This window comes from Agromyces seonyuensis, from assembly GCF_009789225.1.
Classification (GTDB): domain Bacteria; phylum Actinomycetota; class Actinomycetes; order Actinomycetales; family Microbacteriaceae; genus Agromyces; species Agromyces seonyuensis.
Genome location: NZ_WSTA01000047.1, coordinates 1 through 17,201 on the forward strand (window position 1 = coordinate 1; position 17,201 = coordinate 17,201).

Sequence of the window (17,201 nt, forward strand, 5' to 3'; positions counted from 1 at the left end):
CGAGCGCGTCGCCCGGCTCGCCCGCACCGCGGCCGCCGCCCGTCGCGCGGGCGCCGACTACGACCGCGACGCCCACCACGCGCTCGCCCGCGAGGCCGCCGGGCGCTCGATCGTGCTGCTGCAGAACGACGGCGCGCTGCTCCCGCTCGCCCAGACCGGCTCGATCGCCGTCGTCGGCGAGTTCGCGCGCACCCCGCGCTACCAGGGCGGCGGCTCGTCGCACGTCAACCCGACGCGTCTCGATGTCCCCCTCGACGAGCTCCGCGCCGCCGCGCCGGACGCCGACGTCGCGTTCGCGCCCGGTTTCACGATCGACGGCTCGGGCGCGGATGCCGCACTCGTGGCCGACGCGGTCGCCGCAGCCGGTGCGGCCGACGTCGCCGTCGTCTTCCTCGGCCTGGATGCGAGCCAGGAGTCGGAGGGCTTCGACCGCGAAGACATCGAGCTGCCCGCCGAGCAGCTCGAGCTGCTCGCGGCCGTCGTCGCCGTGCAGCCGAAGACCGTCGTCGTGCTCCAGCACGGCGGGGCGCTCCTCCTCGGCCCCGTCGCCGGCCTCGCGCCCGCGATCCTCGACGGCGCCCTCCTCGGCCAGGCCGGCGGCGGCGCGATCGCCGACGTCGTCTTCGGCGCCGTCAACCCGTCGGGCAAGCTCACCGAGACGCTCCCCGCACGCATCGAGGACACCCCCGCGTTCCTCGACTTCCCCGGCGAGCACCGGCATGTGCGCTACAGCGAGGGCCTCTTCGTCGGCTACCGCTGGTACGACGCCCGCAAGCTCGAGGTCGCGTTCCCCTTCGGCCACGGCCTCTCCTACACGACGTTCGAATACGACGCCGTCGAGGCCGAAGCCGCGGGCGCGGGCATCCTCGTGCGCGTCGGCGTGACGAACACCGGCGAGCGCGCCGGCCGCGAGGTCGTGCAGGCCTACGTCTCGGTGCCGGACTCGGCGCAGGTGCGCGTGCCGCGCGCCCTCGGCGGCTTCACGACCGTGGACCTCGAGCCCGGCGAGCGCCGCGTCGTCGAGATCGCGATCGACCCGCGCGACCTCGAGTACTGGGATGTCCGGGTCGACCGTTTCGTCGTCGAGCCCGGCGCCTACGAGGTCGCCGTCGGCGCGTCGAGCCGCGACCTGCGCGGCAGCGCGCGCGCCGAGCTGACCGGCGACCGTGTCGTCGTGCCGCTGACCCTCGAGTCCACGCTCGGCGAGGTCATGGCGAACCCGGCCGCTGCGGCGATCATCGCGCAGGCGATGACCATGCCGATCCCCGGCGAGAGCGACGAAGCCCTGGGCATGGACATGGCGCGCATGATGGCGGGCATCCCCGTCGAGCGCCTCACCTCGCTCGGCGGCGCCTCGACGGAGCAGCTCGAGCAGCTCCTCGCGGCCGCGAACGCGCAGGCGTGATCCCACAACCCCGATGAGTCCCGCCGCGGCGGCCGCTCGTGGAAACCGCAGAGTTCCCCGATCGGCCGCCGCGGCTGTCTAGTATCCGTAGACCGGCCCGATGCGGGGCCGGCGTCCGGTCCGGGCGAACCCCGTGCACCGGCCGTTCATCCGCCGGAGGTCGCGCGAGGCCGACGGCGACGACGAGAAAGGTCACGCGATGGAGCGCGACATCTACGACGAGGACCACGAGGCGTTCCGCGGGGTGGTGAAGGAGTTCATCAAACGCTCCGCGACCGACGAGCATCGCAAGCGGTGGGAAGCCGACGGCGAGATCGACCGGGCGACCATGCTCGCGGCCGGCGAGGCCGGCATCATCGGTCTGAGCGTCCCCGAGGAGTTCGGCGGCGCCGGCATGCTGCAGGACTACCGCTTCCGCGCGGTCGTCCTCGAGGAGACCATCAAAGCGGGCCTCGGCTCGCTGGCCGGCGCGCTCGGCATCCAGGACGATCTCGCCGTGCCCTACCTGGTGCACATGGGCACGCAGGCGCAGAAGGAGAAGTGGCTGCCCGGCATGGCGACCGGCGAGATCCTCGGCGCGCTCGCGATGACCGAGCCCGGTGCGGGCTCCGACCTCCGCGGCATCCGCACGACCGCGAAGAAGGTCGACGGCGGGTACCTCGTCAACGGCGCGAAGACGTTCATCTCCTCCGGCAAGACCGCCGACATCGTGGTGACATTCGTCAAGACCGGCGAGGGCGACCGCCCGGATGCCTTCAGCCTGCTGATCCTCGAAGACGGCATGGCGGGCTTCGACCACGGCAAGACGCTCCAGAAGATGGGATTCCACGGCTGGGACACCGCGGAGCTGTCCTTCTCCGACGTGCTCGTCCCCGAGGAGAACCTCATCGGCGGCAAGGAGGGCCTCGGCTTCGTCCAGCTCATGATGAACCTGCCCCTCGAGCGCCTCTCGATCGGCGTCGCCGCCGCCGCGGCCGGCGAGGCAGCGTTCGACTGGACGCGCGACTACGTCCTCAGCCGCGAGGCGTTCGGCGAGCGCGTCGCCGACTTCCAGAACACCCGCTTCAAGCTCGCCGACATGGCGACGACCGTCGACGTCATGTGGACGTACGTCGACCGCGCGATGGAGCTGTACGCCGACCAGAAGCTCACCGCGGAGGAAGCGGCGAAGGTCAAGTTCTGGACCACCGACCGCGAGGCCGAGCTCCTCGATGTCGGCGTGCAGTTGCACGGCGGCTACGGCTACATCACCGAGTACCCGATCGCCCGCGCCTACCTCGACGCGCGCGTGCACCGCATCTACGGGGGCACGAACGAGATCATGCGCGACATCGTGAGCCGGAAGATCGTCGGCAAGCGCTGAGCTCTGCGTCGCGCGCGCATCGCGCGGGCACCCCTCGAACCGCCCCGGGCCCCGAGGTCCGGGGCGGTTCGGCGTCGGGTGGGCGAACGCGGCGGGGCGCTCCGGTTTCCGAACAGATGCCGCCCCCTGCCAAACCCCTGAGCGCCTCGGGCCGTGCACCGGAACGGGCGTAACGTGCGGCATGCACCGACCATTCGAGGGGGAGAACCGATGGCATACGTGACGACGTCCGACGGCGTGGAGATCTACTACAAGGACTGGGGGGAGGGTCAGCCGATCGTGTTCAGCCACGGTTGGCCGCTCTCCTCGGACGACTGGGACACCCAGCTCATGTTCTTCCTCGGCCAGGGCTACCGCGTGATCGCGCACGACCGCCGGGGGCACGGCCGTTCGTCGCAGGTCGACGACGGCCACGACATGGACCACTACGCGGCCGATCTGCGGGCCGTCGTCGAGCACCTCGACCTGCACGATGTCATCCACGTCGGGCACTCCACCGGCGGCGGCGAGCTCACGCACTACATCGGCGTCTACGGCGAGGACCGCGTCGCGGCAGCCGTGCTCATCAGCTCGGTGCCGCCGCTCATGCTGCAGACCGAGGCGAACCCGGGCGGGCTGCCCAAGGAGGTCTTCGACGGCATCCAGGTGCAGGTCGCGACCAACCGCACGGGCTTCTACCGCGACTTCGCCTCCACCGCCTTCTACGGGTACAACCGCCCGGGGGCCGAGCCCTCCGAGGCCGTCATCGAGAACTGGTGGCGCCAGGGCATGATGGGCGGCGCCAAGGCGCATTACGACGGCGTCGTGGCGTTCTCCCAGACCGACTTCACCGAGGACCTCAAGAAGATCACGGTGCCCTCCCTCGTCATGCACGGCGACGACGACCAGGTCGTGCCCTACGCCGACTCCGGCCCGCTCTCGGCCGAGCTGTTGCCGAACAGCACGCTGAAGACCTACGCGGGCTACCCGCACGGCATGCCGACCACGCACGCTGACGTCATCAACGCCGACCTGCTGGCCTGGCTGAAGTCGCTCTGATCCGAGGATGACGCGGGGCCGGGCGTGTTCGCCCGGCTCCGGTTCCGGTTGCCGTCCGGACAAGACGAAAGCCCCGCATCCGTGAGGATGCGGGGCTTTCCGTGGCGGTACCGGTGGGATTTGAACCCACGGTGGGCTTTCACCCACACAACTTTTCGAGAGTTGCACCTTCGGCCGCTCGGACACGGTACCGAGGACGAGTGTAATCGCCCGTTCCGCATCGGCCAAATCGAGCCCTCCGGTGCCTGACGGGGACGTGGTCTCGATACGCTCCTCCGTCGCTACTCGACCGACGAGTGCGCAGCGCCCCGCTGGTCGAGTAGGCGCGCAGCACCTCGTTGGTCGAGTAGGCGCGCAGCGCCGTATCGAGACCAAGCCCCGCAGCACCCCGCCGGTCGAGTAGGCGCGCAGCGCCGTATCGAGACCCGCGGCGCGCCCCGCCGATGTCCGCCGTGCCGCGTACCGTGAGCGGCATGCCGAAAGCCGCGCCCTCCGCCTTCCGATGCACCGAGTGCGGCTGGACCACCGCGAAGTGGGTGGGCCGCTGCGGCGAGTGCCAGCAGTGGGGCACCGTCGCCGAGTCGGCGGCCGAGACGGGCATCGTGCGATCGCTACGGCCGGTCGTCGTCGGGCAGACCCGCGTGGCGCGGCCGATCAGCGAGATCGAGGCCGAGTCGAGCGTGCACCGGCCGAGCGGCGTCGCGGAGTTCGACCGGGTGCTGGGCGGCGGCATCGTCCCCGGCGCGGCGATCCTGCTCTCCGGCGAACCGGGCGTCGGCAAGTCGACGCTGCTGCTCGAGGTCGCCGCCCGCGCCGCGGCCACCGGCCGCCGGGTGCTCTACGTCACCGCCGAGGAGTCGGCAGCCCAGGTGCGCCTCCGCGCCGGCCGAACGGGCGCCCTGCACTCCGAGCTCTACCTCGCCGCCGAGACCGATCTCGCGACCGTCCTCGGCCAGATCGACGCGGTCGAGCCGCAGCTCCTCATCGTCGACTCCGTCCAGACGGTCTCGAGCGAGCGCATCGACGGGCTGCCCGGGCAGCCGAGCCAGGTGCGCGAGGTCGCGACGACGCTCATCCGCGTCGCGAAGGAGCGCGGCCTGCCCGTGCTCATCGTCGGCCACGTCACGAAGGACGGCACGATCGCCGGCCCGCGACTCCTCGAGCACCTCGTCGACGTCGTGTGCCAGTTCGAGGGCGACCGGCAGAGCGCGCTGCGCTTCATCCGCGCCCACAAGAACCGCTTCGGCCCGACCGACGAGGTCGGCTGCTTCGAGATGACGGGCGACGGCATCGCCGAGGTGTCCGACCCCTCGAGCCTGTTCCGCTCGACCAGCCGCGCGAGCGTGTCTGGCACGTGCGTGACCGTCGCACTCGAGGGGCGGCGCGCCCTGCCCGTCGAAGTGCAGGCGCTCGTCGTCGCCACCAAGGCGCCGCAGCCGCGCCGCGTCGTCAACGGCGTCGACCCGTCGCGGGTCGCCATGATCATCGCCGTGCTCGAGCGCCGCGCGGGCCTCGGCAAGCTCGGCGAGCACGACGTCTACATCTCCACCGTCGGCGGGGTGCGGCTCGTCGAGCCGGCGGCCGACCTCGCGATCGCGATCGCCATCGCCTCCGCCGTGCGCGACAAGGCCGTGCCGAACGACTTCGCCGCGTTCGGCGAGATCTCGCTCGCGGGCGAGGTGCGTCCGGTCGCCGCGGCGCCGCGGCGTGCCGCTGAGGCGAAGCGACTCGGCTACACGACGATCCTCGACGGCGATGCCGGCAGCGTGCGCTCCGCCGTGACGCTCGCCATGCAGGCGGCCACGAGCGAACGCGAGCGGGAGCTCGACGCGGCGTTCTGACGCCGGTCGGTCCGACTCAGAAGTCGAGCGCCTTGCGGAGTTCCGCGGGCGAGGCCTGCATCGGGTGCGGTCCGGCGATGTCGAGGAACACGGTCGTGATGACGTCGCCGTGCTTGGCGAGGAACGTGCGGAGCCAGGCAGGGCTCTGCAGGCCGACGGCGGGCGGCAGGTTCTCGGGCTTGTTCGCGGCGTCGCTGAAGAGCAGCAGGGCGACGTCGCCCGTGTTCGCGTCGCGGTAGGTCCACACTTCGCCGCCGTCGAGCGGCTTGTCGCGCGGGCCGGGCTTGATGAGCGGCACGACCGTATTGCCGTTGCGCAGCGCGAGCGCCACGGCCGCCATGTCCTGCGCCTCGAGTGCCTCGGCGAGCGCCTGCGAGCGAAACTCGGGGGCGGGCTTCGGCTTCTTCTTCTTGCGGTCGGCGGCCATGCGCTCCAGCCTAGGCGAGCCCCACCGGGGCACCCTGCGTGCCGGTCCTGCCGGCCGCGAGCGTCAACCGACCCCGCCGGGGCATCCGCTCAGTAGAGCAGGAACTGCGTGCCCTGCGAGTCCTCGATGCCGTCCACCGACACCGTCAGCCAGTATGCGGCCCCGCCCGCCGGCACCGCCTCCCGTTCGCCGTCGCAGGTGTCCGGAGCGGAGCGCGTGCGATCCCACACGATCGGCGCTCCCGACACGACCGTCTTGCCCGGCTCCAGCGTGATCTCGGTCGAGACGGCGCCCTCGGCGCAGTCCGTGGAGGTCCAGTACTGCTCCTCGCCGCTCTTGATCGTGAACACCTGCGCGGCGGTACCGGCGTCGATCACACAGGGCTTCGAACCGGTGTTCTCGATCGCGAGGGTGAGCTGCGGCTGCACGCCGGCCGCATAGTCGACCTGGTCGGTGCGGGCCGTGACCGCGACGTTGGACTCCTTGCAGTCCGTGCCGCCCTCGACGGCGGCCTCCGTCTCGGGGATCGTCGGCTCCACCGGTTCGTACGCGACCGCATCCTCGGCGCCCTCGGCGTCCGCCGCGCCCTCTGCCGCGGGATCGCCCGCGGGCTCGGTCTCCACGGCGGTCTCCGACGGCTCGGGCGTCTCCGTCGGGTTGGGCGAGGCCGACCCGGAACCCGGGCGGAACACGATGAGCAGCACGACCACGACCACGGCCAGGAGCCCGAGGAGCACCATGACCCGGCGTCGCCAGTACACCTTCGTCGGCTGGGGGCCGACGGGATTGCGGATCGTCGACATGCGAACAGGGTACGGATGCACCCCGAGCTGGCCCGACGGCGCGCCGAACCGCGGCGCCTTCCCAGACACGCGGCCGGATCCCGGAGCGGACCCCGGGCTCAGAGGTGCTTGATCATCCGGGTGTTGCCGAGGGTGTTCTGCTTGACGCGCGCGAGGTCGAGGAACTCCGCGATGCCCTCGTCGTTCGAGCGCACGAGCTCCATGTAGACCTCGGGGTCGACGGTCTCGGCGCCCATGTCGACGAAGCCGTGCCGGCCGAAGAAGGCGGTCTCGAACGTGAGGCAGAACAGGCGCGTGAGGCCGAGCTCGCGGGCATCCGTTTCGAGCCGATCGAGCAGCGCATGGCCGACGCCCGTGCCGAGGTAGGCGTCGTCGACGGCGAGGGTACGCACCTCGCCGAGGTCCTTCCACATCACGTGCACGGCGCCGAAGCCCGCGACGACGCCGTCGACCTCCGCGACCCGGAACTCGGGAACGGCGCCGTAGAGCTCCACCCACTCCTTGCCGAGCAGGATGCGTCGCTCCACGAGCGGCCCGATGATCTCGCCGAACCGGGGAACATCGCTCGTGCGCGCACGGCGCACCGTCACCTGACTCACCCGGCAAGCCTAGGACCGCGCGGATGCCTCGTGCGCTGCTCAGCCGCCGAGCGCGCCACGCCCGTCGCCACCGACCGCGCCACCTCTTCGGCCTCCGCGCCCGAAATGGTGGCGCGGCAACGGAAGAAGCGGCGCGATCGAGAACGCACACCACCGGAACGCGGCGGACCCGGGCCCGACGCGGCCCGCGTCGTCCGGAAACGCGGAACGGGGCCGCGCCCGAAGGCACGACCCCGTTCCGTGGAGCGAGTGCGTCAGTCCGCGGTGGCGGCCAGGTCCGGCGTCGCCGGGCCGGTGCCGATGGCGGCGCTGGTGTTCACGCCGACCGAGACCGGGAGCTCCCGGCGCTTGGTCGCGAACGTGAACTGGCCGTCGACGAAGTCCACCGAGATGTGGTGGCCCGAGTCGAGCTCGCCGTGGAGGATCTTCTCGGAGAGCTGGTCCTCGATCTCGCGCTGAACGGCGCGGCGCAGCGGCCGGGCACCGAGCGCGGGGTCGAAGCCGACGTCGATGAGGCGCTCCTTGGCGGCGAGCGAGAGCTCGATCGTCATGTCGCGGTCGAGCAGTCGGTCGCTCAGGCGCTTGATGAAGAGATCGACGATCTGCAGCAGCTCGGACTTGTCGAGCTGCGGGAAGACGATGATCTCGTCGACGCGGTTGAGGAACTCCGGCTTGAAGTTCTTCTTCAGCTCCTCGTTGACCTTGCCGCGCATCAGGTCGTAGCCCGACTGCGGGTCGCCCTCCTGGAGGAAGCCGACGGGGCCGCCCGCGATGTCCTTCGTGCCGAGGTTCGTCGTCATGATGATGACGGTGTTCTTGAAGTCGACGACGCGACCCTGCCCGTCGGTGAGACGACCCTCTTCGAGGATCTGCAGGAGCGAGTTGAAGATGTCGGGGTGCGCCTTCTCGATCTCGTCGAAGAGCACGACCGAGAACGGCTTGCGCCGCACCTTCTCGGTGAGCTGGCCGCCCTCCTCGAAGCCGACGAACCCGGGAGGGGCGCCGAAGAGGCGGGAGACGGTGTGCTTCTCGCCGTACTCCGACATGTCGAGCGAGATCATCGCGGCCTCGTCGTCGAAGAGGAACTCCGCGAGGGCCTTGGCGAGCTCGGTCTTGCCGACGCCCGTGGGGCCGGCGAAGATGAACGACCCCGAGGGGCGCTTCGGGTCCTTGAGGCCGGCGCGCTGGCGGCGGATCGTGCGCGAGAGCGCCGAGATCGCCTGCTCCTGGCCGATGACGCGCTCGTGCAGCGCCTTCTCCATGAAGACGAGTCGGCTCGACTCCTCTTCGGTGAGCTTGAACACGGGGATGCCCGTGGCCTGCGCGAGCACTTCGGCGATCAGGCCCTCGTCGACGACCGCGGTCGTCTGGACGTCGCCCGACTTCCACTGCTTCTCGAGGCGCAGGCGCTCGCCGAGGAGGTTCTTCTCCTCGTCGCGCAGGCCGGCGGCCTTCTCGAAGTCCTGGTCCTCGATCGCCTGCTCCTTGGCCTCGCGGACCTTGGCGATCTTCTCGTCGAACTCGCGCAGCTCCGGCGGGCTCGAGAGGATCGAGAGGCGGAGGCGCGCGCCGGCCTCGTCGATCAGGTCGATGGCCTTGTCGGGCAGGAAGCGGTCGCTGATGTAACGGTCGGCGAGGTTCGCCGCAGCGACGATGGCGCCGTCGGTGATGGACACCTTGTGGTGCGCCTCGTAGCGGTCGCGCAGCCCCTTGAGGATGTTGATCGCGTGGGGCAGCGACGGCTCGTTGACCTGGATCGGCTGGAAGCGGCGCTCGAGCGCAGCATCCTTCTCGAAGTGCTTGCGGTACTCGTCGAGCGTCGTGGCGCCGATCGTCTGCAGCTCGCCGCGGGCGAGCAGGGGCTTGAGGATCGAGGCCGCGTCGATCGCACCCTCGGCGGCGCCCGCACCCACGAGGGTGTGGATCTCGTCGATGAAGACGATGATGTCGCCGCGCGTGCGGATCTCCTTGGTGACCTTCTTCAGACGCTCTTCGAAGTCGCCGCGGTAGCGGGAACCGGCGATGAGCGAACCGAGGTCGAGGGAGTAGAGCTGCTTGTCCTTGAGCGTCTCGGGCACCTCGCCCTTGACGATCGCCTGGGCGAGGCCCTCGACGACGGCGGTCTTGCCGACGCCGGGCTCGCCGATGAGGACGGGGTTGTTCTTCGAGCGGCGCGAGAGGATCTGCATGACCCGCTCGATCTCCTTCTCGCGGCCGATCACCGGGTCGAGCTTCGACTCGCGTGCGGCCTGCGTCAGGTTGCGGCCGAACTGGTCGAGGATCTGCGATCCGCCCTGCGGCTGGGCCTGGTCGTTGGCGCCGCCGACCGGGGTCGGCTCCTTGCCGCCCTGGTAGCCGGAGAGGAGCTGGATGACCTGCTGGCGCACCCGGTTGAGGTCCGCGCCGAGCTTGACGAGCACCTGCGCTGCCACGCCCTCGCCCTCGCGGATGAGGCCGAGCAGGATGTGCTCGGTGCCGATGTAGTTGTGGCCGAGCTGCAGCGCTTCGCGCAGCGACAGCTCGAGCACCTTCTTCGCGCGCGGCGTGAAGGGGATGTGGCCGGTGGGCTGCTGCTGGCCCTGGCCGATGATGTCCTGGACCTGCTCGCGCACAGCATCGAGCGAGATGCCGAGGGACTCGAGCGCCTTCGCGGCGACGCCCTCGCCCTCGTGGATGAGCCCGAGCAGGATGTGTTCGGTGCCGATGTAGTTGTGGTTGAGCATCTTGGCCTCTTCTTGGGCCAAGACGACGACGCGGCGGGCGCGGTCGGTGAATCTCTCGAACATTCGTCACTCCTCGTAGCACCGGGGCAGGTCGGCGCCGTACTCCAAGAGGCTAACCGGGCATCCAGCGCCGCGTGCCGCTGTTCGCCGTGGGCGCACGGTTCAGGAACGCGCGGCGTCATCCGACCCGGTCCACGTCGGGCGACGATGCCCCGCGCAGGCGCGAACTCGGCATGCGGCCGCCGCACTGGCCGGCCGGGTGTTGACACCACGACGGCGCATCAATCACCATAACGATATTCGTTCGTAACGATCTTCGATAAGGATGCGCCATGCCCGCTGCTTCCCCCGCGACGACTCCCTCGATCGCCACGACCGCCCGGCTCGGGCGCGCCGATCGAATCGCGCTCCGCGGCATCATCGGCCTCGTCGTCGCCTGGTGCGCGCTGCTCGTCGCCGGTGCCCTGTACTCGCTGAAGCAGAAACTCGTCGACGGGCTCTACTCCTTCGCCTTCCCCAACACCTCGACCGGCCGCACCGTCGATCTCGTCATGCCCGACGGGATGCGACTGGAGTCGGCATACGCCGGCGGCGATCTCCAGGTGACCGCCGTCGGCTTCGGGCCGACCGTCGTGTGGCTCCAGGTCGCGATCCACGTGCTCGGGATCGCGCTCGCCGTCGGCATCGCCGTCGCCGCGATCCTGCTCGGCCGTCACCTCGCCGCCGGGCGGCCGTTCCTGCACTCGATGACGGTCGCCCTCACGGCCCTCGCACTGCTCCTCGTCATCGGCGGCAGCGCCGTCGAGGTGCTCGACCAGTTGTGCCAGAACGTCGCCCGCGCCGAGCTCGTCGCCGCCGACCCGGACGGCCCCCTCGCCGGCGGCTGGGCATGGACGTTCACGGGGATCTGGCTCTTCGCCGGCATCGCCGTCGGACTCGTCGCGGGCGCGTTCCACATCGGCGAACGCCTCCAGCGAGACACGGACGGGCTCGTCTGATGCCGCCGGCCGACCCGGACGAGGGCACCGACGTGCACTGCCGGCTCGACGAACTGCTCGTCGCACGCGGCATGACACTCGCCCGACTCAGCGAACTGGTAGGAGTGAGCGTCGTGAACCTCAGCATCCTCAAGAACGACCGCGCGCGGGCGATCCGTTACTCCACGCTGCAGGCGATCTGCGACGCCCTCGACTGCCAGGTCGGCGACCTGCTCGAGATCCGACGGGCGGGCCGCGCATGATCCGGCGCCGCAGACGGCCGCGGCGCGCGCCTGCCGAGGAGGCTGCGGGGAGCGGCTCGGGCGCACCGAGCCTCGCGGAGGCGCTGCCGGCCGGCTGCACCTTCTCGGCCGACACCGCGCTCGTCGACCGCGACCTCGTGCACCACTGGCTCTCCACCGGCGCCTACTGGGCGCAGGGCCGCTCGCGCACGATGCAGGATGCCGCCATCGACGGCTCGATGAACTTCGGCGTCTACGACCACGACGGCCGGCAGCTCGCCTACGCGCGGCTCGTGACCGATCGGGCGACCTTCGGCTGGCTCGCCGACGTCTACGTCGACCCCTCCGAGCGCGGCCGCGGCGTCGGCGTCGCCCTCATCGCCGGCGTCGCCGAGACGGTCGACGCGATGGGCCTGCGGCGCACGGTCCTCGTCACGAACGACGCGCAGGGCCTCTACGCGAAGTTCGGTTTCGCGCACCCCGACGACCCGACGAGATGGATGCTCCGCGGCGCACGCTGAGCACGGGCATCCCCGTTCCCGGTGAGAACGCGGAAGCGGCGCGCCCCCTCGGGGACGCGCCGCTGCAGCAAGCTCGGGCCGGGTCAGAAGACCGGGACTTCGATCTCCTCGTCGCCGACGACGACCGTGAGTTCCTCGGTCGGCGTCACGTGCAGCGGCGTCCAGAACTCGGTGGTGTGCGGCACGAGATCCATCGTGCACACCGCGTCGTCGGCGATCTCGCTCACGGCGATCTCGATGGTGTTGCCCTCGCCCTGCGGGTGGACGACCGAGACGCGCTCGCCGACGACCGGGCAGGTCGAGGACCCCCACGTCGTCACGGCGAAGCGGCCGCCCTGCTGGAGCCACGTGAACGAGGTCTCGCCTTCGACGACCTCCTCCTCGGCGCCCTCGCCCTCGTCGTCGCCGACGCCCTCGGCGACGTGCTCGTCGACGGTGGGCAGACCCGAGTAGTCCGAGGCCGGGCCCTTGCTCGGTGCGCAGGCGGACAGTGCGAACACGGACACGGCGGCCACGGCGATGAAACCGGCACGGCGAAGCAGAAGGGTCGAAGCCATGGCACCCATGTTATCCCGCGCGCGACTCCGGGCGATTCCCCAGCGCGCTCACAGGGCCCGCGTCGCCCTGATGTCGCGTCGACGGGCGTCCTAGGGTGGCTCCATGAGCAACCTCGAGCGCGAGCCGGCCGAGCTCGTCTGCCCGCCGGCCCTGCCGCAGGCCTCGCCCGCCCGCATCCTCGAACCGCGCGACGTGCCCCTCGGCGGACCGCGCGCGATGGGCGTGCGGCGCACGCTCCCCCAGCGCGGCCGCACCACGATCGGCGCGTGGTGCTTCATCGACCACTACGGCCCCGACGACGTCGCGGTCACGGGCGGGATGGTCGTGCCGCCCCACCCGCACACCGGGCTCCAGACGGTGAGCTGGCTCTTCGAGGGCGAGGTCGAGCACCGCGACTCGGTCGGTTCGCACGCGTTCGTGGTGCCCGGCGACGTCAACCTCATGACCGCCGGCCACGGCATCTCGCACTCGGAGATCTCGACGCCGGAGACGACGGTGCTCCACGGCGTGCAGCTCTGGACCGTGCTGCCCGACGCCTCCCGCGACGTCGCGCCGTTCTTCGAGAACGCCACGACGACGCCGGTCGCAGTCGACGACGCGACGGTGCGGGTGTTCGTCGGCGAACTCGAGGGTGCGCCGCCCGGCACCGTCACGACCTTCTCCCCGCTCGTCGCCGCGCAGATCGACGTGCCCGAGGGCGGGGAGGCCTGGATCCCGCTCGACCCCGACTTCGAGCACGGCTTCCTCGTCGACGCCGGCCCCGCGCACCTCACCTTCGCCGCTCTCGAGCGCGAGGTCGACCCTGCCGGCGAGAACGACGACCCGTTGAGCGAGACCGGGCACACGATCGACGTCGCCCGGAACGAGCTCGCGTTCCTCACGACGGGCCACGAGGGCGTGCGCGTGCGCGCGACCGCCGGCCCGGTGCGCCTCGTCCTCGTCGGCGGCACGCCGTTCGAGGAGGAGATCGTCATGTGGTGGAACTTCATCGGCCGCGACCACGACGAGATCGTCGCCTTTCGGGCGCAGTGGGAGCAGGACGTCATCGCCGGCGCCGACCCCTCGGGGCGCTTCGGCGCCGTCGGAGATTCCGGCGATCCGCTGCCCGCGCCGGTGCTGCCGGGCATCCGGTTGAAGCCCCGCAACGAGCGCTGACCGCGGTTTCGTGCGTCAGCGGCGCGGCGTTGCGCCCGGAGACCGCCTGCGCTGCATCGGGCATCCGCGCAATGCGCCGCGCGGATCGGGCCGTTACTGCAGCGCCGAGGTGAGGCGCGCGAGATTGTCGAGCAGTTGCGAGCGCACGGGCTGGCGCAGCCACTCGTCGAGCTCGAGCTCCCGGCTGTCGTGCCGGTACCCGTCCTCGACCGCGCGCATGTCGGCGACGAAGTCGGCGCCGCGCACGAGGAGCGAGACCTCCATGTTCAGCAGGAATGAACGGATGTCGAGGTTCGACGACCCGATGACCGCGACGTCGTCGTCGATGGTGAGGTGCTTGGCATGCAGGATGTACGGCGCCCGGTACATCCAGATCTTCACTCCGGCGCGCAGCAGGGCCTCGTAGTACGAGCGCTGGGCGTGGTAGACGAGCGCCTGGTCGCCCACCTCGGAGACGAAGAGCTCGACGCGCACGCCGCGCTGCACCGCGGTGCTGATGGCGTAGAGCATCGCCTCGTCGGGCACGAAGTAGGGGCTCGTGATGATGATCTGCTCGCGCGCGGAGTAGATGAGGGCGAGGAAGAGCTTGAGGTTGTTCTCGTTCGAGTAGCCCGGTCCGCTCGGCACGAGCTGGCAGTCGAGGTTCTCGTCGCGCCCGGGCACCTCGTCGACCGGGACGAGATCGACGTCGACGACGTGGTCGGTCTCGACGTACCAGTCCGTCAGGAAGATCGCGTCGAGGCCGGACACGATCGGCCCGCGGAGCCGCACCATGAGCTCCTTCCACTTCAGGCCCTTCTTCTTGCTGACCTTCTTGTGGTAATCCCGGCGGATCACGTTCTGCGAGCCCATGAAGCCCACGAGCCCGTCGACGACGAGGATCTTGCGGTGGTTGCGGAGGTCGGGGCGCTGGTAGCGGCCGCGGAACGGCTGGACGGGCAGCATCAGGTGCCACTCGGCGCCCATCTCGTCGAGCCGCTTGATGGTCTTCCGGTAGGTCGAGTGCACGCGCCAGGAGGCGATGTGGTCGAGGAGCACTCGCACTTGCACGCCCCGTGCGCATGCGTCGGCGAGGGCGTCGAAGAACGGCTTCGTCACCTCGTCGAGGGCGAGGATGTAGAACTCGACGTGCACGTACCGCTCGGCCTTCGCGATGGCCGCGGTCATCTGGTCGAGCGAGCCCTGGTAGTCGCCGACGAGGCTCGCCGCGTTCTGGCCGATGAGCGGCATCGCCCCGAGGTTGCGGTTCTGCCGCACGAGCTGCGCGAACCACGTCGGCCACGCCGTCGGATCGCTCACGCGCTCGACGCCGTGCGTGGACTCGCGGATGAGCCGGTCGACCTCGGCCTGCTTGCGCCGGCGGGCCTTGCCGAGCTTCGGGTCGCCGATCAGCAGGAACGCGATGAGGCCGGGGAGCGGGAAGAAGAAGATCGCGAGCAGCCAGGCCCACCCGGCCGTCGGGCGGCGGTTGCGGGGCACGACGAACACCGCGCCGACGCGGATGACGAGGTCGGCCAGCAGCCAGACCATGCCGAGTACGACCAGGAAGTCCCCCGAATCCCCAGTCATGCGGCTAGGCGGTGGGCGGGTTCCGGCGCGGCTGGCCGAGCTTCGCGCGCTCCTCGGCCTCGATCTCCGCGTACACCTTCCGCTCGTTGCGATCGGCGTGCAGGATCGACCGCATCACGAACCAGAAGATGAGTCCGATGAGGATCGTCGGGGCGATCGACCAGATCGCGGCGAGCCAGAAGTCGTCCATAGTCCTCCGACTCTACGCCGAGCCACCCTCGGAAAGCGCCGAGGGCCGCGTCGATCCCTGCGACGACGGCCGCCTCGGCCGGCCGGATGACCGCCCGAGCGGTCATCCGACCGGCGGAGGCCGGCTTCAGTTCGCGAGCATCCCGAAGATGCCGCTGCCGACGTAGTACAGGCCGATGGCGCCGACGACCACCCAGATCGCGATGCGGGTGAACGACGGCTTCTTCGGGTCCTTCGGCTCGAGCTCGTCCTTCGGGAGGTAGTCGGGCATCACTTCACCAGCGGGAAGAGGATCGTCTCGCGGATGCCGAGGCCCGTGAGGGCCATGAGGAGACGGTCGATGCCCATGCCCATGCCGCCCGAGGGCGGCATGCCGAACTCGAGGGCGCGCAGGAAGTCCTCGTCGAGGCGCATCGCCTCGGCGTCGCCGCCCGCGGCGAGCTTCGCCTGCTCGACGAACCGCTCGCGCTGCACGACCGGGTCGACGAGCTCGGAGTAGCCCGTGGCCAGCTCGAAGCCGCGCACGTACAGGTCCCACTTCTCGACGACGCCCGGCGTCGTGCGGTGCCAGCGGACGAGGGGCGACGTGTCGAGCGGGAAGTCCATGACGAAGGTCGGCGCGGTGAGGCCGGTCTTCACGTGGTGCTCCCAGAGCTCCTCGACGTACTTGCCCGCGAGCGGGTGCTCGATCTCGATGTCGACGGCGTCGGCGAGCTCGCGCAGGCGCTCGATGGGCGTCTCCGGCGTGATCTCCTCGCCGATCGCCTCGGAGAGCGAGCCGTACATCGAGATGCGCGCCCACTGGCCGCCGAGGTCGAACTCGGTGCCGTCGGCCCACGTGACGACGTGGGACCCGGAGACGGCGAGCGCCGCGTTCTGGATGAGCAGCTGCGTGAGGTCGGCGATCGAGTTGTAGTCGCCGTAGGCCTGGTAGGCCTCGAGCATCGCGAACTCGGGCGAGTGCGTCGAGTCGGCGCCCTCGTTGCGGAAGTTGCGGTTGATCTCGTAGACGCGCTCGATGCCGCCGACGACGGCGCGCTTGAGGTAGAGCTCCGGCGCGATGCGCAGGAACAGCTCGGTGTCGAACGCGTTGGAGCGCGTCACGAACGGTCGCGCCGAAGCGCCGCCGTGCAGCGTCTGCAGCATCGGCGTCTCGACCTCGACGAAGTCGAGCCCGGTGAACGTCTGGCGGAGGCTCTGGTTGACCTTGGCGCGGGTGAGCACGTTGGTGCGGGCCTGCTCGCGCGCGATGAGGTCGAGGTAGCGGCTGCGCACGCGCGTCTCCTCGGAGAGCTCCGAGTGCAGGTTCGGCAGCGGCAGCACGGCCTTTGCCGCGACCTGCCACGAGTCGACCATGATCGAGAGCTCGCCGCGACGGCTCGTGATGACTTCGCCGTGCACGAACAGGTGGTCGCCGAGGTCGACGACCTCCTTCCAGAGCGCGAGCGACTCCTCGCCGACCTCGCCGAGCGAGACCATCGCCTGGATGCGCGTGCCGTCGCCCGACTGGAGCGAGGCGAAGCAGAGCTTGCCGGTGTTGCGCAGGTGCACGACGCGGCCCGCGACGCCGACGCGCTCGCCCGAGGCGGTGTCGGGGTCGACGAGGGTGATGAAGCGCGCACGCACGCCCGGGATCGTGTCGGTGATCGGCAGGGCCACGGGGTACGCGCCGCCGCCGAGTCCGTCGGCGAGCTCGTTCAGCCGGTCGCGCTTGCCCAGCCGGACGGCCTTCTGCTCGGAGATCTCCTCGGCAGTGGGCTCGGCGGGGGGCGTTTCGTTCTCGGCCATGTG

General features: G+C 70.7%; 17 protein-coding genes and 1 tRNA gene. 8 read left to right on the plus strand and 10 right to left on the minus strand.

Features of this window, described 5'->3' with window-relative positions:
* From GB864_RS11030 to GB864_RS11040, 3 genes are all read left to right on the plus strand, one after another.
* Positions 1 to 1,405: glycoside hydrolase family 3 C-terminal domain-containing protein (locus GB864_RS11030; RefSeq protein ID WP_202107167.1), on the plus strand; the 1,405-nt coding region annotated here is incomplete at its 5' end.
* Between the two features lie 199 nt (positions 1,406 to 1,604).
* Positions 1,605 to 2,768, plus strand: coding sequence for an acyl-CoA dehydrogenase family protein (locus tag GB864_RS11035; protein WP_160424994.1), 1,164 nt, complete (start codon positions 1,605 to 1,607; stop codon positions 2,766 to 2,768).
* Positions 2,769 to 2,978: 210 nt separating this feature from the next.
* A complete protein-coding gene (locus tag GB864_RS11040) occupies positions 2,979 to 3,806 on the plus strand; it encodes an alpha/beta fold hydrolase (protein WP_160424996.1) in 828 nt (275 codons plus the stop codon).
* Between the two features lie 102 nt (positions 3,807 to 3,908).
* Here the strand turns inward: GB864_RS11040 and GB864_RS11045 are convergent.
* Positions 3,909 to 3,998 (minus strand) — tRNA-Ser (locus GB864_RS11045).
* A gap of 281 nt (positions 3,999 to 4,279) precedes the next feature.
* Between GB864_RS11045 and radA the strand changes: the two genes are divergently transcribed.
* Positions 4,280 to 5,647 carry a DNA repair protein RadA gene (gene radA / locus GB864_RS11050; RefSeq protein WP_160424997.1) on the plus strand — a complete coding sequence of 456 codons (1,368 nt, stop codon included), beginning with the start codon at positions 4,280 to 4,282 and terminating at the stop codon, positions 5,645 to 5,647.
* A gap of 16 nt (positions 5,648 to 5,663) precedes the next feature.
* Here radA and GB864_RS11055 read toward each other — a convergent pair whose 3' ends face one another.
* The 4 genes from GB864_RS11055 to GB864_RS11070 form a co-directional block, all read right to left on the minus strand.
* Positions 5,664 to 6,074, minus strand: coding sequence for a dehydrogenase (locus GB864_RS11055; protein ID WP_160425000.1), 411 nt, complete (start codon positions 6,072 to 6,074; stop codon positions 5,664 to 5,666).
* A gap of 89 nt (positions 6,075 to 6,163) precedes the next feature.
* Positions 6,164 to 6,877, minus strand: coding sequence for a hypothetical protein (locus GB864_RS11060; RefSeq protein WP_160425002.1), 714 nt, complete (start codon positions 6,875 to 6,877; stop codon positions 6,164 to 6,166).
* Positions 6,878 to 6,975: 98 nt separating this feature from the next.
* Entirely contained in the window at positions 6,976 to 7,476 is a 501-nt protein-coding gene (locus GB864_RS11065; protein ID WP_160425004.1) for an amino-acid N-acetyltransferase, read from the minus strand.
* 254 nt (positions 7,477 to 7,730) lie between these two features.
* The gene (locus GB864_RS11070) at positions 7,731 to 10,262 is read right to left on the minus strand and encodes an ATP-dependent Clp protease ATP-binding subunit (RefSeq protein ID WP_160425006.1); all 2,532 of its coding nucleotides are present in this window, start codon (positions 10,260 to 10,262) and stop codon (positions 7,731 to 7,733) included.
* A gap of 269 nt (positions 10,263 to 10,531) precedes the next feature.
* On the opposite strand from GB864_RS11070, the gene GB864_RS11075 reads away from it, so the two are divergent.
* The 3 genes from GB864_RS11075 to GB864_RS11085 are packed head-to-tail and all read left to right on the plus strand — an operon-like array spanning position 10,532 to position 11,939.
* Positions 10,532 to 11,197 (plus strand): hypothetical protein, encoded by a 666-nt coding sequence (locus tag GB864_RS11075; protein WP_160425007.1) that lies wholly within the window; start codon positions 10,532 to 10,534, stop codon positions 11,195 to 11,197.
* Positions 11,197 to 11,439 (plus strand): helix-turn-helix domain-containing protein, encoded by a 243-nt coding sequence (locus GB864_RS11080; RefSeq protein ID WP_160425009.1) that lies wholly within the window; start codon positions 11,197 to 11,199, stop codon positions 11,437 to 11,439. Before GB864_RS11075 ends, GB864_RS11080 begins: the two co-directional genes overlap by 1 nt.
* Positions 11,436 to 11,939, plus strand: coding sequence for a GNAT family N-acetyltransferase (locus tag GB864_RS11085; protein ID WP_160425011.1), 504 nt, complete (start codon positions 11,436 to 11,438; stop codon positions 11,937 to 11,939). Before GB864_RS11080 ends, GB864_RS11085 begins: the two co-directional genes overlap by 4 nt.
* Positions 11,940 to 12,022: 83 nt before the next feature.
* Here the strand turns inward: GB864_RS11085 and GB864_RS11090 are convergent, their stop codons facing one another.
* Positions 12,023 to 12,496 (minus strand): hypothetical protein, encoded by a 474-nt coding sequence (locus GB864_RS11090; protein ID WP_160425013.1) that lies wholly within the window; start codon positions 12,494 to 12,496, stop codon positions 12,023 to 12,025.
* Between the two features lie 103 nt (positions 12,497 to 12,599).
* On the opposite strand from GB864_RS11090, the gene GB864_RS11095 reads away from it, so the two are divergent.
* Positions 12,600 to 13,652 (plus strand): pirin family protein, encoded by a 1,053-nt coding sequence (locus tag GB864_RS11095; protein ID WP_160425016.1) that lies wholly within the window; start codon positions 12,600 to 12,602, stop codon positions 13,650 to 13,652.
* A gap of 93 nt (positions 13,653 to 13,745) precedes the next feature.
* Here GB864_RS11095 and cls read toward each other — a convergent pair whose 3' ends face one another.
* The 4 genes from cls to lysS form a co-directional block, all read right to left on the minus strand.
* Entirely contained in the window at positions 13,746 to 15,221 is a 1,476-nt protein-coding gene (gene cls / locus GB864_RS11100; RefSeq protein WP_160425018.1) for a cardiolipin synthase, read from the minus strand.
* A gap of 4 nt (positions 15,222 to 15,225) precedes the next feature.
* Complete coding sequence (locus tag GB864_RS11105; RefSeq protein WP_160425021.1) at positions 15,226 to 15,411, minus strand: hypothetical protein; 186 nt, start codon at positions 15,409 to 15,411, stop codon at positions 15,226 to 15,228.
* A gap of 126 nt (positions 15,412 to 15,537) precedes the next feature.
* Positions 15,538 to 15,681, minus strand: a complete 144-nt coding sequence (locus GB864_RS11110) for a hypothetical protein (RefSeq protein ID WP_160425023.1) — start codon at positions 15,679 to 15,681, stop codon at positions 15,538 to 15,540.
* Positions 15,681 to 17,198 (minus strand): lysine--tRNA ligase, encoded by a 1,518-nt coding sequence (gene lysS / locus GB864_RS11115; RefSeq protein ID WP_160425025.1) that lies wholly within the window; start codon positions 17,196 to 17,198, stop codon positions 15,681 to 15,683. Before lysS ends, GB864_RS11110 begins: the two co-directional genes overlap by 1 nt.
* Positions 17,199 to 17,201 lie beyond the last annotated feature (3 nt).